4 protein-coding genes are annotated in these 18,636 nt (G+C 35.6%); all 4 read left to right on the top strand.

Features of this window, described 5'->3' with window-relative positions; genetic code table 11:
* Nucleotides 1–28: 28 nt before the first annotated feature.
* The 4 genes from BMY39_RS12445 (at nucleotide 29) to uvrB (ending at nucleotide 18,589) form a co-directional block, all read left to right on the top strand.
* Complete coding sequence (locus BMY39_RS12445) at nucleotides 29–4,873, top strand: T9SS type B sorting domain-containing protein (protein WP_245738273.1); 4,845 nt, start codon at nucleotides 29–31, stop codon at nucleotides 4,871–4,873.
* Between the two features lie 144 nt (nucleotides 4,874–5,017).
* Nucleotides 5,018–10,690, top strand: a complete 5,673-nt coding sequence (locus BMY39_RS12440) for a T9SS type B sorting domain-containing protein (protein WP_092580111.1) — start codon at nucleotides 5,018–5,020, stop codon at nucleotides 10,688–10,690.
* A 145-nt stretch (nucleotides 10,691–10,835) separates the two neighbouring features.
* Nucleotides 10,836–16,559, top strand: a complete 5,724-nt coding sequence (locus BMY39_RS12435) for a T9SS type B sorting domain-containing protein (protein WP_092580109.1) — start codon at nucleotides 10,836–10,838, stop codon at nucleotides 16,557–16,559.
* Nucleotides 16,560–16,585: 26 nt separating this feature from the next.
* On the top strand, nucleotides 16,586–18,589 hold the full coding sequence (gene uvrB / locus BMY39_RS12430; RefSeq protein ID WP_092580107.1) for an excinuclease ABC subunit UvrB: 2,004 nt from the start codon (nucleotides 16,586–16,588) through the stop codon (nucleotides 18,587–18,589).
* The last annotated feature ends 47 nt before the right edge of the window (nucleotides 18,590–18,636 follow it).

Raw genomic sequence — 18,636 nt, 5'->3', positions numbered from 1 at the left:
AGTTGTAGTTTTACCCAAATTAGATACATTGAAACAGCCCCCACATTTCAATATTATTCTTATCGCACTTATATTTAGTGCATATTCCCTTGTTGCACAACAAATTAACGTTAATGGAAACGTTACTGTGAACCAACTTATCGAGGATAATTTGGTAGATGGCTGTGTTGAGGTTTCCAATGTTACATCACTTGTAAATGGAGATAGTAATGGTTTTAGAAGTTTTGCAGAATTTAGTCGTGGCACTTCCAATTTTCCTTTTGAAAGTGGTATTATGCTCTCTACTGGAAACGCAGAATCTGGTGGAAACACACTAATAACTACCGACCTAAGCGAAGGGGCAACCACTTGGGGAACAGACCTAGATTTAGAAGCAGCTCTAGGCAGCAACAACTTTTTAAATGCTACTTCAATTGAATTTGATTTTGTTTCCATATCCAACCAAGTACAATTTAATTATTTATTAGCATCAGAAGAATACTCAGGCATCAACCCTTGCCAATTCTCGGACGGCTTTGCATTTTTAATTAGAGAAGCCAGTAGTACCGGCCCCTACCAAAATATTGCAGTAGTACCTGGAACAACAACGCCAGTAAGCACCAATACTGTGCACGATGAAATCGTAGGGGTTTGTCCTGCACAAAACGAACAATATTTTGATGGCTATAATATTGGTGACACCAATTACAATGGTAGAACTGAAGTGCTAACAGCTACGGCAACGATAATACCTTATGTACAATACCACATAAAGTTAGTAATTGCAGATCAAGCAGATCAAAGATTTGATTCGGCTGTTTTTATTGAAGGAGATAGTTTTAAAATACTTGACCTTGGTGAAGATATTTCAACATGTGCAAGCTCAGTAACGTTAGATGCCGATATTCAAAATCCTTCATCGACCTATCAATGGTTTTTAAACGGCAGTACAACGCCTATTTCTGGAGAAACCAATACAACACTAAATGTTACCCAAAGTGGAAATTACAGAGTAGAAATTACCACACCTTTAGGCTCATCAAGCTGTATTGAAGAAGATGAAATTATAGTAAACATTCAAAACGAAATCACTCTAAATGGCATTTCAGATTATCAACTATGTGATGACTTAAGTGGCGATGAAGTAGAAACATTTGACCTTTCCACAAAAGATGCAGAACTGGCAACTATCATTAACTTTACAAACTTTACCTTTAGTTATCATTTATCTGATGCTGAGGCCCGTTCTGGGAATAACCAAATAACAAGTCCAATACAAAACACATCATTAAGTCAACCTATTTTTGTAAGAATAGACGATTTAGATTCTGGATGTGTGGCTTACACTTCGTTTAATATTGTTGTAAACACTATACCAAATATAACACCCCCAGCGAATTTGGCTATTTGCGATAGCGATAACGACCCAAGTGATGGCTTTACAACCATAGATTTAAGCGTAAAAAATGATGAAATTACATCTGGAGACAACAATTTAGTTGTAACCTATCATTACAATACTGTAGACGCAAACAATGGTAACAACCCTATACCAATACCGTACATCAATAGCAATACGCCTACTGAATCTTTATTTGTTAGGGTAGTAAATGCTTCCACTGGTTGCTATACCACAAGTACATTAACCGTAGATATTACAAACAGCCCTATTGTAAATAGAGACCCTATCCCTTTAGATGGTTGTGATACAGATCATGATGGCACTGATACTTTTGATTTAACTCAAGCCATTAACGATATTCTCCAAGGTTTAACAGGAGTAAGCACGACTTTTCATGAAAGTTTAGCCGACGCCAACGAAGGTATAAATGCCATAGCTAACGAAACAAATTACCAAAATATAACACCAGATGTGCAAACAGTTTTTGTTCGTATAGAAGATAACATTACCGGTTGTGCCTCAGTAGTTCCTCTAGAAATTCATACAAACTTATTATTAACCGGTACAGATACAGGAGATTTTGCTTTATGCGATGACGGATCAAATGACGGTATAGCAGATTTTAATTTATACGTGGTTGAAACATATATCGCTAACGAACTCCCAGGAGTAACGGTAACTTTTTATGAAACTCAAACAGATTTTGACAACAACAATCCTTTAGATAAAAATCAAATTTACGCTGCTTCGAATCCAACAAATCTAATTATAAGCATTGGTAATGGCAGTTGTACGGAGGTTTCGGATATCAATCTTCTAGTAAATCCGGTTTTAGTTTTTAATCCTATTGCACCTGTTCCATATTGTGACGACGACGACGATGGTGTGGTTAGTATAGAGCTAGCGACTTTTGACGACCTAATTACTGCCGGAAATATAGATTTTACCGTGTCTTATTTTGGATCACAAACTGATGCCGATACAAACATAAATCCATTACCGCCATTTTACGCAAATACTTCACCTACTGAAACTATTTACGCCAGAATTGAAAATATAGATACCGGATGTAATACGGTTGAAGTTTTTGAAATAGAGGTTCGGCCAGCACCACCAATATCTCAACCGTCTCCATGGCTAATTTGTGATAATGACGATGATGGACTTACTATTTTAAACCTTAATGATAAAATACCAGAAATTGTTACCAGTACCTCAGGTTTAGATATAAATTTCTTTACCGCTTTTGATGAAGCCAATAATAATACAAATCCAATTACAGATGTTACAAATTTTGAAACTGGAACACAAACTGTTTACGTTAGGGTAGAGAGTACAGTTTCTGGTTGTTATGCAATAGCGAATCTAGAAATCATTGTTAATACCGTTCCTGTTTTTGGAACTATCAGTAATTTTCAACTTTGTGAGGATGATAATGACGAGCGCACCGAGTTCTTGTTTTCTGATTGGGATGCCGAAATACTAAATGGTCAAACAGGAAAAGAAGTATTTTACTTTGAGGATGCCGCATTTACAACGCCAATAGACAAAACAAGCCTTTACACAAATACATCGAGCCCACAAACAATTTATGTTCGCGTTGAAAACATTACTGATGCTAATTGTAATGCCACATCATCATTTTTTATAGAGGTTGGAGCAAATCCAGATTACAATCCTCCTTCTTCTTTCTTAATTTGTGATGATAATAGTAATGACGGTATTGGTGTTTTTGATTTAAATGAAAAAATAGAAGAAATCTCTCAAGGTTCAACAACAAATTTAGATATCAATTTCTTTTTAAGTGAATTTAATGCTTTAGAAAATATAAACCCTATTCCTTTAGCTTTTACTAATACTACTAATCCACAGCAACTTTATGTAAGGATAGATAATCAAGATTCTGACTGTTTTGTTGTTGAAGATTTTGGTATAAACGTTGTAGCTGCTCCAGACCTATCTGATGCCGATATTTTTGATTTATGTGATGATGACTATGATGGTTTCGTAACGTTTGACTTAGATAATGCTCAATATGAAAACTTTGATAGGATACAAACTGGCACGGTTGTTAATTATTTCGAAAATATTGATGATGTTGATAACGATGCTTTGGCCATTACCAACCCCAATACATACGTTTCAAACTCTAAAACCGTATATATTAAAGTAACGAATACGCTTACAACGTGCTATACAGTATTACCATTACAACTTGCAGTAACACCTCTACCCATTATCCAATTTAATGGAACTTACGAAATATGTGACAACGACGCAGATATATTCGATTTATCAATAATGGATGATATTATAGTTGAAGATTTAAGCACTGTAGGCATTACATACTACAGCAATCCAACCGATGCTCAAAATAATAACAATGCGCTTAGTACAAATTTTAATTACACTTCAAACAGTCACGTTATTTATACTCGTATGGAAGACTTATCCACCGGTTGCATTGGTTACGGAAGCTTTACTTTGCAAGTCAATCAAAATCCAATAGCAAATCCGCCGCAAGATTTAATTTATTGTGATGATGATTTTGATGGTATTTTACAATTTAATCTGGTAGAAACTGCCGCTGATATATTAGGTACTCAAAATGCATCTGATTATGAAATATCGTATCATAGCTCATCGGTTGATGCGCAAGACGACATAAATCCGTTAGATACTTTCCATGAAGTAAACCTAAATCAAACTATATACGCTAGATTGGAAAACAGAAATACTGGCTGTTACGCTATCACTCAGTTTAATACACAAGTGTTGCCCCTTCCTGTTATTCCCATTAACGATGTTGTAGCTCTGTGTACAGATGACCTTCCGCTTACCATAAGTGCTGAAACTGGAAACGCGGGTGATACATATCTGTGGTCTAATGGCGCAACTACTCCTGAAATAACTTTAGTTAACGCAAGCCAGATCGGTACTTACGCAGTTACGGTTACCAAATCTAATGGCTGTATGTACACTCAAGATTTTGAGGTGATAGAATCGCAACAGGCGCCTTTAAACCCAAGTACAACGGTTAATTTTGCAGACCCAAATAGCATTACTGTAAATATAGATGCAAATGCCACTGGAGATTATAGGTTTATATTAGATAATGGCGAACCCCAAACATCTAATGTTTTTGATAATGTTACAATAGGAAGCCACGACATAACAGTGATAGACTTAAATGGTTGCTCACCAGCATATGACACCGTATTCATTTTTGACATTCCAAAGTTTGTGACTCCAAATAACGATGGCTTTTTTGATAGATGGCATATAACTGGAGCTGATCAATTACCTGGAACTCTTGTTTACATTTATAACAGACATGGTAAACTTTTAAAAATGTTACCCCATAATTCTCCTGGGTGGGATGGCACGTTTAATGGTGCTAATATGCCTGCAGACGATTATTGGTTCTCAGCGGATATCGTTCATGAAGGTGAAAGTTTCAATATTAGAGGCCATTTTGCTTTGAAACGCTAATTATATCCAAGTTTTTTAACAGTTCGTCTTTTTTCTTAAATATACCCTTAACTGAGTACTAATTTTTTCATATAAAATTCTAAATTTACTTTGCTATTAACAAATAAGTTGGTTCGCCCCTAGCTAACTGGTTCAATCAACTGTATGAAGAATTTTTACTTTCTATCCATTATTTTTACTCTATTTTTTAACACCAACGTTTTTCCTCAACAAATCACCACAGATAGCTCTATCCCATTAGAGCAACTAATTTTAAACAATTTGGCACAAGGCTGTGTAGAAATTAGTAATATCTCTTCAAACATAAATGGTAGTATAAATAATTTAGAAAGTTATGGGTATTTTGAGAAAGGTAGTTCTGCCTTCCCATTCGAAAACGGCATAGTACTGTCTACCGGAAATGTAAATTCAGCAGGTAACACCATTAATACAACTACTTTAAATGAAGGTGAAGAAAACTGGGGTACCGATGCGGATTTAGAGAATGCATTGGGCATTATTAATACCCTAAATGCCACAACTATAGAGTTTGATTTTGTATCGTTTTCAAACCAAATACAATTTAATTACCTATTAGCTTCAGAAGAATACTATTTAACAAATCCATGTAGTTATAGTGATGGTTTTGCCTTTTTAATCAAAGAAGCTGGAACTATAGATCCATACGAAAATATCGCTTTAATACCTGGCACTAATACTCCCGTAAACACTACAACCATTAGGGAAGAAGTCGTAGGATTTTGTCCAGCTCAAAATGAAGCCTATTTTCAAGGCAATAATCAAGGTGACACCAATTTTAATGGTAGAACAACTGTTTTAACCGCAAACGCATCTATAATACCTAATGTGAAATATCATATTAAATTGGTTATTGCAGATCAAGATGATCAAAATTTTGACTCCGCTGTTTTTATCGAAGGTAATAGTTTTAATGCCTCAGTAAATCTTGGTGATGATATTTCAACTTGCGCAAATAACGTTGACTTAAATGCAGATATTAACAATAGCTTAGCCACTTATGCTTGGTATTTAGATGGAATTGTAATTCCTGGTGCAGACACTCCTAATCTTACAGCTACAACATCTGGAAACTATAAAGTAGAAATAACTATCGGTCTAAATAACTCCAGTTGTGTGATAGACGACGAAATAGCAATAACATTGAATGGAGAACAAATTTCAGGAGACATTACCAATTTTATTCTATGTGATGACAATAGTAATGATGGTGTAGAAAGTTTTGATTTAGACTTGAAATACTACGAGATTCTATATTCTGTCCCATCAGGTTCATATAACATATCCTATCATTTATCTGAAGACGATGCCAGAAACAACGCAAACCCAATCACATCTCCATATTCAAACACCAGCAACCCACAATTAATTTATGTTAGAATTCAAGACATTAATAATGGATGCATTGCCTACCCTACCTTCAACTTAATTGTAAACGAAGCTCCAACAGTTACAAAGCCTCAACCCATTTTGGTCTGTGACGATTTAGACAATGATGGTTTTAAGGAAATTGATTTATCCCAGTCAAATAATGAGATAACGGGAGGTGATAATACAAAAATAGTAACATATCATTATTCTCAGCAGGACGCTGATAGTGGCTTCTTTCCCATTTATTCGTTTTATACAAATATAAATCCTACCGATAATTTATTTGTAAGGGTTTACGATTCTTTTTCAGGCTGCCACGCAACTACAACTATAGACGTAACGGTACAACCTAACCCTGACATAAATATTAGCGATAGACATTGGATAAATGCCTGTGAAGAAAACTCAGATGGTATCGCAGAATTTGATTTAACAACTGCTTTAAACAGCATATTAAATGGAGTTACTGGTGCTACAACAACGTTTCACCTTAATGAGGCAGACGCACTAAATGGTGTTAACGCCATAACCAATGAAACCGCCTTTACCAATACTACAGAATTTTATCAACTACTCTATGTTAGGGTATATGATGAAACTACTGGCTGTTTTTCTATGACTACTTTAGAATTACAAACCAACCTTGTAGAATTTGGAATTGACTACAACAGCTATGAGGTTTGTGACGACATATCCAATGATGGTATTGAAGATTTTGATTTAAATAGCATTGAAGAGGATATAAAAGGGGAATACGGAGATATTAATGTGGTGTTTTATGAAAGTCAAGACGATTTGGATAATCAGACAAATCCTCTGGACGAAAGTATCCCAATTACCGTAACTTCAAGCCCAAAAACACTTTATACAACTGTAATTGATGATATTTGTAAAGTTAATGTTTTAGTGAGTTTAATTATAAATCCTGCACTAGAACTCCCAGATATTGATAGCGTAGATTATTGTGATACAGATACAGATGGTTATACTTCTATCATACTCGATACATTTAACTCAGATTTAACCGAAGGTGTCTCACCCGTTTCCATAGAATATTATCTTAATGAAGTTGACGCCCAAAATGATGAAAATAGATTACCCCCTACATTTTACAACTATTATAACCCCCAAACCATTTATACTAGAATTTCTAATCCGCAAAGTGGATGTGTTGCCATAAAACCTCTTGAAATTAATATTATAACAGCGCCCATTGTTAATTACCCCCAATCTATAATTGTTTGTGATGATGACCAGGACGCATTTTCTGTAGTAGATTTAACTGCTGTTGCTCCAGATATTGTTACAGATTTATCAGATGTAGAAATCACGTATTACGATAATTACTGGAGGGCTTTTAATGGTGAAGAACCACTCGAAAACCCAGAGAGTTTCAACGCCACAAATCAGTATGCCTATTTTAGGGTTGAGAGTAAAACCACATCTTGTTTTAATATATCGTACGTGTACATTAACGTGAATACACTACCAATATTTCCTGAAATTACAATTTTTGAAAACTGCGAATCTGGAACAGATGATATTGCAGATTTTTATTTCTACCAAAAAGATAACGAAATTTTAAACGGACAATGGGGTAAGCAAGTACTGTATTTTGAAACAGAACAGGATGCAATAAATCGCACCAACGAAATAGATAAATACAACATTTACCAAAACACATCAAACCCACAAACTATTTACACAAGAGTTGAAAGTTTTACCGATCCAGACTGTTACGGCACTTCATCTTTTGCCTTAGAAGTAGGGTCGATTCCCTTGTTTAATGAACCAGAAAATATTATTATATGTGATGATATTTCTAACGATGGTGTTGAACTTTTTGATTTAAACAGTACCATAGATCATATCAAAGAGGGTATTAATGACAATTTAAACATTACATTACATACAAGCGCTTACGACGCCGAATTTGGGTACAACCCTATAGACCCTTTATTTACTAATTATGTAAATCCTCAGCCTATTTATGTCCGTATTTCTAATGGCACCTACTGTCATGGTATTACAGATTTTACCCTTAGCATTGTACAGGTTCCCGTAACTACACAACCATCTCCTTTAGTATTGTGCGATGTAGATTATGATGGTGTTGTAACTTTTGATATAACGGAGTCTGAACTTCAAATTCTAGATGTAAGACAAAACAATCTTGTAATTTCTTACCATAAATCGCAGGAAGGCGTAGATAATCATAACGAAATTATCACTGATCCAGAAAACTATACAAATACAAGTAATCCTGAAACAGTTTACATAAAAATCAATAATACCATTTCAAATTGTTCAGTAAGCTTACCTATTGAACTTCAAGTTGATTTACCTCCGGCCATAGAAGAATTTGAAACCTATGAAATTTGTGATAATCCTTCAAAATATTTTAACCTCAACGACATCAACCAAGTTATTGTACCTAACGATGCTGATGCTATTATTACCTACTACAGTACAGCAGCTAATGCCGAAGCAGGAATTATGCCATTAAGTACCAATTATAACTACAATACAACAAACGACAACATTTTTATTCGGGTTGAATCTGCAACGAGAGGATGCCATTATGTTTATCCGTTTCAACTTATTGTAAATCCTTTGCCCATTGCAAATCAACCATTAGATATGGAAGCCTGTGACGATGTTATTGCGGATGGTTTTGAAATCTTTGATTTATCCTTACAGAAACCCTCAATACTTGGTGGGCAACTTGCAGAGGATTTCAATATCACCTTTCACGAAACCAATGAGGAGGCCTTGAATGATACCAATGCGCTAGATGAAAACTATAATGCACAAAATGGACAAGATATCTACGTTAGAATTGAAAATAAAATTACAGGATGTTTTAGTACAACCGAGTTTTCTACTATAGTACATAATTACCCAAATCAAGTCAACCCCATTACTTTGTGTGATGTAGATTACGATGAAACTGTAGTTTTTGATATTTCTGCTAATCAAAACAACGTATTCCCATCGCCTTCAAGCAATATTATCATATCCTATTTTGATGATGAGAATTTGTTGAACGATGATACGGCTGCGATCAAAGACCCTAAACATTATACCAATATCTCTAACCCTCAGACCATTTATGTTAAGGTTTTTAATGTCTCAGCAAATTGCTATAATGTTATCAACCAAGAATTAATTGTTACATCGCCTCCTGCCATAGAAGAGTTTCAAACCTATGAGATTTGTGATAATCCTTCAAGGTATTTTAACCTTAACAATATCAACCAGGTTATAGTACCGAACGATGCTGATGCCATAATCACTTACTACAGCAATGCAGTAGACGCCGAGGCTAAACAAACCCCTTTAAGTACAGATTATACCTACAACACAACTAACGATACTATTTATATAAGAATTGAATCTTCAACTAGAGGGTGTCATTATGTATATCCATTTCAACTTGTTGTAAACCCTTTACCTGTAGCCCATCAACCATTAGATATGGAGGTTTGTGACAACGATTACGATAACAGATATAAATTCAACCTATCAAATCAAAATCATCAAATTTTAGGTGCTCAGAGTCCAAATGAATTTACTGTTACTTACTACGCTTCTGATGAAGATGCTAATTCAAAAGAAAACAATCATGATAATTTTTATGAAATAGATACTGAAGAAAAACTATTCGCTCGTGTAGAAAACAACCAGACTGGATGTTACAGCATTACTAGTTTTATGGCTTACGTGAGAAGAAAACCTGTAAATGATATTGGTGATCAGGTAATTTGTTTAGAAAACTTTCCGTTAATGGTAACGATTGACACTGGTTTTGAAGAAGATACTTATGCTTGGGAACCATTTGGTCAAACTACCGCAGATATTGTAATAGAAGAAATTGGTGAATATAGCGTTACTGTAACCACTAAATATGGTTGTTCCACCACTAAAACATTTAATGTCATTGAATCTGAACAAGCTAATATAGAATTTACTGAAACCGTAGATTTTTCAGATCCAAATAATATTACAATTACAGTAAGCGGTATTGGCGACTACTTATATCAACTTGATGATAGAGAACCACAAATCTCAAACTTTTTTCAGAATGTACCTATCGGTCCTAGACTAATTACCGTGATAGACATCAATGGGTGCACGTCAATATCAAAAGAAGTTGTTGTGATCGATACTCCAAAATTTCTAACTCCAAATAATGATGGATATTTTGATACATGGCATATAACAGGTGTAGAGCAACTGGAAGGTACCATAATTCATATTTATGACCAGTACGGGAAATTAATAAAGAGTCTAGCGCATAACTCGCCCGGGTGGGATGGTACCTATAATGGCCATCATATGCCTTCAAATGATTATTGGTTTGCCGCCCATGTGTATTATAAAGGTGATGAATTTGACGTTAAAGGACACTTTACATTAAAGCGATAAAATTTAAATTTTTAATGGATACATCTGAATACTTTAACAAACCTGGTTATTTAACATTAAAAATTAAACCTTAGCCGTTTATTTAAGTCTTATATATTTAAAAGTAATATATTTAGGCATAAAAAATAATTGTCCCAAGAACTAGATGATTAATAGCCGTATTTTAAGGAAACTACTTGTTTGCTTAATCGTTTTAGCAACTTTAAAGGGCTTTGCTCAATTAAGTAAAAAGCACTACATACCGCCATTAACGAGTGCGGAATTTGGTAATGCAAATCCTGAAGATCAATATATATATTTATCTACGCCAAATAATGGCAACGTGCCATATACCATTATTCCCGTAGGGCAACCTCCTGCTAACTATATTACGGGAGCAGTATCAAACGCCGCACCTGTACAAATTTCAATAGGTAGTGGTAATGGTCAACTTTTCATACCCTCACCACAAACAAGTACAGTAAGTAACAATAAAGGTTATATAATAGAGGCAGATGCACCTATTTATGTTTCCGTACGTATGAATGCTGGTGGCGGAGCACAAGCCGGAGCATTGGTTAGTAAAGGATTATCAGCATTAGGTACAACTTTTAGAGTTGGTTCATACACCAATGCCAATCCACAAAGTAACTATTTAAATTTTGTTTCGGTAATGGCAACTGAGGATGACACGCAAGTAAATTTCAGCGACTTACCAGTTGGTTTAATTATTAAAAATTACACAGGGCCAACGCCCATTAATGTTACTTTAGATGAGGGCGAAAGCTACACTGTAGCCACCAATAGTTTTGATGCCTTAGTTAATAGAGATGGTTTAATTGGCACATTAGTAAGTTCAAACAAACCTATAGTTGTAAATTGTGGCTCTGCAAACGGTAGTTTTGCTGCTGGTGGAGGACGAGATTATGGGATTGACCAAATCGCAGGACTATCAAAAGTTGGAAAAGAATACATCTTTGTAAAAGGAGAAGGCAATGATGCCTGGGAAAATGTGTTAATTGTTGCCCATTCTAATGGTACTACTATAAGTATTAATGGAAACCCTCCTGTTGCTACTATTAATGCTGGCGATTATTATTTGATTGAAGGCGATCAGTTTAATACTGCCGGAAATATGTATGTAGAAGCATCGGAAGATGTATTTGCTTATCAAGGTGTAGGTTCTACGTCTGAAGCAAATCAAGGGATGTTTTTTGTTCCGCCTTTAAGTTGTGAAACTAGAGGAAACATCAATAACATTGCGAACATAGATAATATTGGAAGCACCATTTACAATGGAGGGCTTTCTATAGTTACTAAAACAGGGGCAACTGTTACAGTAAATAATCTACCATTATCTAACTTCTCAGCTATTGGACCAAGTGCCGTGAATGGCAAACCTGATTACGTTACTTATAAAATCACCGGACTAACCAATAATGTTTCTGTACAAGGAGACGATGAACTTTATGTAGCTTACTTTAATGTAAATGGTGCTGCAACATCTGGTAGTTTTTATTCTGGTTTTCCATCTGCACCTGAGATAAATTTCGATTTGCAGTTTGCCACATTAGGCAACTGCATACCAAATGTTACTTTAGAAGCTGCAAATGCACAAAATTTTGATACCTACGAATGGTTTTATGATGATGGTTCTGGGTTTCAGTCGTTAGCAATGAACGTACCTTCCATTACACCAACTGTGCCTGCTAGATACAAATTAATTGGTATCATAACCTGCACCGGTGAAACTTTAGAATCTGTTGAAGTCCCCGTAAGCATTTGTCCTGATGATAGAGACAACGACGGTATTATTGATAATTTAGACATAGACAATGATAACGATGGTATCGTAAACTGTGATGAATCAAGAGGTGATGTAAATATCAATTTAATAGCCATTAACAATCCCATTTTAGAGTTTCAAGATGGCACAACTAATAACTCTATTGTAAGTAGCAACTTCACACAAAGTAATGTTTCTGGAGCTACAAATACTTTTGCTGGAAGTGCCTCGGGTGCCTTTACCAGTAGTATTCCATCTACTGCAAGTGGAGAAAATAGTTATGATTTAAACTTTACAGAACCCGTAAATGTAAAAATTGAGGAAGATCTTTCTATTACAAATACTACTTCAAATGTTGAGTATTATGTACTTAGAATAACACCTGTAAATAAAAATGTTACACTCGTGGATCCAGACGACAGACTACTTGTAGATTCAAATTTTGATGGCATTTATGAGTCGGGAATCACACAAATTTCAGGGTCTGAAATACGTTTTAGGGTTAACAACACACCTACAGGCAATACGCCTTTTCAGTTTTTTGCTAATCAAGTTAATAGTGTTATGCTTTATCATAAATCAGAAAACATGGTTGACACATCAATGTTTTCTGGAATTATCGGGCTTACTTGCTTCAAAAAAGACCATGATAATGATGGCGTGAAAGATGAATTTGATTTAGATAGTGATAATGATGGTATTCCCGATTTTATTGAAAACCAAGGGACTTTAGTGGCGCTTTCAGGCATTGATAATGACTTTAATGGCTTGGATGATATTTATGACATGGCCTTGAGTCCTATAGATACTGATGCCGATGGGATATTAGATTTTTACGATTTGGACAGTGATAATGATGGTATCACAGATTTAATTGAGACAGGTCAATTAGGACTGCTTTCTGATACAGATTTAAATGGCGTTGAGGACGGACCAACCTTCGGAGTAAATGGTTGGGCCGATGCTGCAGAAACAGCACCAGACAGTAATGAAATTGGATATACGTTAAACGATTTAGACAACGATTCTATTTTCTCATATATTGATGCTGATAGTGATGGTGATGACTGTAGCGATGTTATCGAAGCTGGTTTTTCAGACGCCAATGGTGATGATTATTTAGGCGATAACACCCCAACGGTTGATGTGAATGGCACAGTGAATAATGCTTTGGATGGCTACACAATACCTAATAGTGATTACTTAGATGCAGCTCCAATAATTATTACAACGCAGCCTACTGATTTAGAAGTTTGTGAGACCTCAGATAATAATATCTCCTTAATATCTGCTACTTTCGATTCCATCCAGTGGGAAATATCTAGCGATGGCATAAATTGGACCACAATTATAGATGATGCCGTTTACAGCGATTCGCAAACAGCTAGTTTGCTTATCACCAATACACCACTTACATTTAACGGTAATTTTTATAGAGCTTTTTTAAATAGAAATGGCAACAGTTGTGGCATATATTCTGACATTATGCAACTTACGGTAATAGAAATGCCTATAGCTAATACCGCTCCTGACATACGATTGTGTGATGATGACAACAACGGTACCATGCCTTTTGATTTATTAAGCCAAAACAATAACATTAGTACTCAAGCAAACGTAACCATCACATATCATATTTCACAAGCTGATGCTAACGCAAATGCAAATGTAATTACAAGCCCTTATGAAACAGGAAGCACGACCATTTATGTTCGTGTTGAAAACAATACTAATACCACCTGTTATGCAAGCTCAAGTTTCAATTTAGAAGTATACGACTCAGCATTTCCAGCCAATTCAGTTGATATTCCAAGAATTCAAGAATGTGATGATACTTCAGTAGGAACGGATACAGACGGTTTTATAACTTTTGATATTACACAAAGGGAAACAGAAATACTTAATGGACAATCTCAAACAGATTTTGCAATAACCTATTTTACGGATGCAGCATATACGAATCAAATAGCAACACCTACAGCTTTTAATAATACAAATGCTAACTTACAAACCATTTATGCAAGGGTAACAAATAATGTATTTACGGATTGTTTTGCCGATACTTCTTTCGAAATAGAAGTATTTAGTCTACCTCAAGTGAATGCGCCAAACACCTATGCCCAATGCGATGACGATAGTAACGACGGGCAAGCCTTTTTCAATCTTACTTTAGATGAGATTAAAACCGAAATAAATCCAAACTATCTAAGTGAAAACTTAACATTTACCTATTATGAAACGCAGGTAGATGCAGAAAGTGCATCTATGCCCATTGTGTCACCTGAAGCATATCAAGATGCATTAGGATTTACAGCTGAAACTAAGTGGATTCGAGTAGAGAATCCAAATGGATGTTACAGAGTAACACCTATAACCTTAGAAGTAAATCCTAGCAGTGCTGCCTTAGCTTCCTATACACCAACACCTTTATATCAGTGCGATGACGGCATAGATAATCGCGATGGAATAGCAACGTTTAATATGAGTTCTATAAGAGATGAAATTTCAAACTCCATATTTAATACTATAAATGTAAGCGTTCATTTTTATGAAAGTCAAATAGATGCAGAGCTAGAGACTAACGAAATTACAGATATAGCTAATCATGAAAATATTAATTCCCCTAATATGCAAAGCATTTGGGTTAGGGTGAAAAGTGATTTAGGCAACGATTGTTTAGGATTAGAAGAGTTTTCGAACCTACTAAATGTTGAAGCATTGCCTGTGGCGCATCCAGTTATCATTGCACCTCAATGTGATTTTGATGTTACAGATGCTGTGTTAAGCCATCCGTTTGATACATCTAGTTTAGAGTCTGATGTGCTTAATGGTCAAAACCCCTCTAGTGTTACTATTTCATACTTTGATAATGCTGGAAATCCACTTGAATACAACGATGGCACCCCCGTAACAAGCCCTATTCAGCCTATATTTATTTCCGAAAACCAAACGATTACTGTAAGAGTTACCAATAACACTACCCTAGATCCTGATGGCGCTTGTTATGATGAAACGACAGTGCAATTTGTAGTTGACACACAACCTATAGCAAACCCTATTTCTGCACAAATAGTTTGTGATGGAAATAGTGGAGATATCGATGATGATGGTTTTTATCCATTTGATACAACAACATTTACAAATATCATAGTAGGTGCTCAAACTGGTATGGAGATTTACTATAATTATATCGACGAAAATGGCGCATCTGTAAGTAATAGTCCAACACTACCAAATCCACTGGTTTCTCGAAATCAAACTATAACTGTAGAAGTTTATAATCCAGCCAACACAACGTGTTTTGCATCTACTTCCATCGAACTAATAGTAAATCCACTTCCCCAGTTTTCAGTTATATCGCCTCAAATAGTCTGTTCTTCCGATCCAACTTTTGAAATTACATTAGAACCTTTTGAAGCTAATTCTTCTGAACAATTTGATTATGAATGGTTATGGACAAGTTTGGACGGAACCAGTACAAATCAGTTCATATCTAATGATAGGAGCATAAATGTTTCTAATCCTGGAACATATACCATAAGATTGACAAAAACTGATGGCACAGGCTGCTCTCGATCAAGGGAAATTTTTGTTGATGCCTCAGAACAGGCCACTATTACCTTAAATGATGTTACCATAGTTGATATCTCTGAAAATAATTCTGTAACTATAGATCCCACAAATCTTGGAAACGGAAATTATGATTATGCTTTAGTAGAAGAAAATTCTAATTTCATTAATTATCAAAGTGACCCATTTTTTGACAGAGTAAAACCTGGATTTTATACCGTTTACGTGCGTGATCCTATTTGTGGAATTTCTACATTAGATATTTCTGTAATTGGATACTCTAGATTCTTTACACCTAACGGAGATGGCTTTAACGACACTTGGAATATAAAAGGCATTAATGCAAATACACAAGGCAACAGCACCGTTTATATATACGACCGCTATGGAAAGTTGATTAAACAACTACTAACCTCATCAAACGGGTGGAACGGGACGTATAATGGGCAACTTATGCCTACCGATGACTATTGGTTTAAAGTATATCTTGAAGACGGAAGAACGTTTATGGGACACTTTACACTAAAAAGATAACCACATATTTTCCGTAATTTTGCTGAATGAAATTCAAAATTCAATCAGAATTTAGTCCTACTGGAGACCAACCCGAAGCTATTACACAGCTTTCTGAAGGTATAACTTCAGGGGAAAAATATCAAACGCTTTTAGGCGTAACTGGCTCCGGAAAAACATTTACGGTGGCCAATGTAATTCAAGAGGTACAACGTCCCACCCTTGTTTTAGCGCATAACAAAACGCTGGCAGCACAGTTGTACTCAGAATTTAAACAATTCTTTCCTAATAATGCTGTTGAGTATTTTGTATCATACTATGATTATTACCAACCAGAAGCTTACATTCCAACATCTGGAGTTTATATTGAAAAAGACCTCTCGATAAATGAAGAAATCGAGAAGATGCGTTTAAGCACCACATCATCTTTACTTTCAGGAAGACGCGATGTTTTGGTCGTAGCTTCCGTGTCCTGTTTGTACGGTATCGGTAACCCTATTGAATTTCAAAAGAATGTCATTACGCTTATAAGAGACCAAGAAATTTCTAGGACACAGTTATTACATCAGTTAGTGCAAAGTTTATATTCTAGAACTGAAGCAGAGTTCCGCCATGGAAATTTCAGAATAAAAGGTGATACGGTAGATATTTTTCCAAGTTATGCCGACGACGCATTTCGTATCCATTTTTTTGGTGATGAGATTGAAGATATTGAGTCCTTCGATATTCAAACAAATGAAATTATTGAAAAATACGATAGGCTTAATATATATCCTGCCAATATGTTTGTAACATCGCCTGAAGTTCTTCAAGGCGCCATTAAGGAAATACAGGATGACCTTGTAAAACAACATGATTATTTTAAGGAGATTGGCAAACATCTAGAAGCTAAACGCCTAAAGGAGCGTACCGAGTTTGACTTAGAAATGATTCGAGAATTGGGCTATTGTTCTGGTATCGAAAATTATTCTAGATATTTAGATGGTAGGGCACCTGGAACACGACCTTTCTGTTTGTTAGATTATTTCCCAGATGATTATTTAATGGTTGTTGACGAAAGCCACGTAACCATATCTCAAGTCCATGCCATGTACGGTGGCGATAGAAGTAGGAAGGAAAATCTCGTAGAGTATGGCTTTCGATTGCCTGCTGCCATGGATAACCGCCCTTTAAAGTTTGAAGAGTTTGAAGCATTACAAAATCAAGTGATTTACGTAAGTGCAACACCTGCTGATTACGAAATGCAAAAAACGGACGGTATTTATGTGGAACAAGTAATTCGGCCAACAGGATTACTAGACCCGATTATTGAGGTACGCCCAAGTTTAAATCAAATTGATGATTTGATTGAAGAAATACAGGTTAGGGTTGAAAAAGACGAACGCACTTTGGTCACCACACTTACTAAAAGAATGGCAGAAGAATTAACAAAATATTTGGATAGAATTCAAATAAGATGCCGCTACATTCATAGTGATGTAGATACTTTAGAACGCGTAGAGATCATGCAAGATCTACGTAAGGGCCTTTTTGATGTGTTGGTTGGCGTAAACCTACTTCGTGAAGGTTTAGATTTGCCAGAAGTTTCTCTTGTGGCTATTTTAGATGCCGATAAAGAAGGGTTTTTACGCTCTAACCGTTCGCTAACCCAAACCGTGGGTAGAGCTGCAAGAAACCTAAACGGCAAAGCCATTATGTATGCTGATAAAATAACAAACAGCATGCAAAAAACTATCGATGAGACCAATTATAGACGCGAAAAACAAATTGCGTATAATACCGAACACAATGTTACACCAAAGGCTTTAAATAAAAGTTTAGATAATGCATTAGCAAAAAATTCAGTTAGCACTTATAGTTATGAATTAGAAGCAGCAAGGGCTGCAGAACCCGAAAGTGATTATTTGACTAAACCTGAACTGGAAAAGAAAATTCGTGAAAAACGCAAACTTATGGAAGAAGCTGCAAAAGCTTTGGATTTTATAATAGCGGCGCAACTCAGGGACGAAATTAAATCCTACCAAGATAAATTAGAAAAGCTAAAAGTCTAAACTTTTAGCTTTTCATAAAAATCAGCCGATTAACGACCTACCTTTGT

Source organism: Hyunsoonleella jejuensis, assembly GCF_900111025.1.
GTDB lineage: Bacteria > Bacteroidota > Bacteroidia > Flavobacteriales > Flavobacteriaceae > Jejuia > Jejuia jejuensis.
Note: the sequence above shows the minus strand (reverse complement) of the source record. Positions and strands in the feature narration are given on the sequence as shown.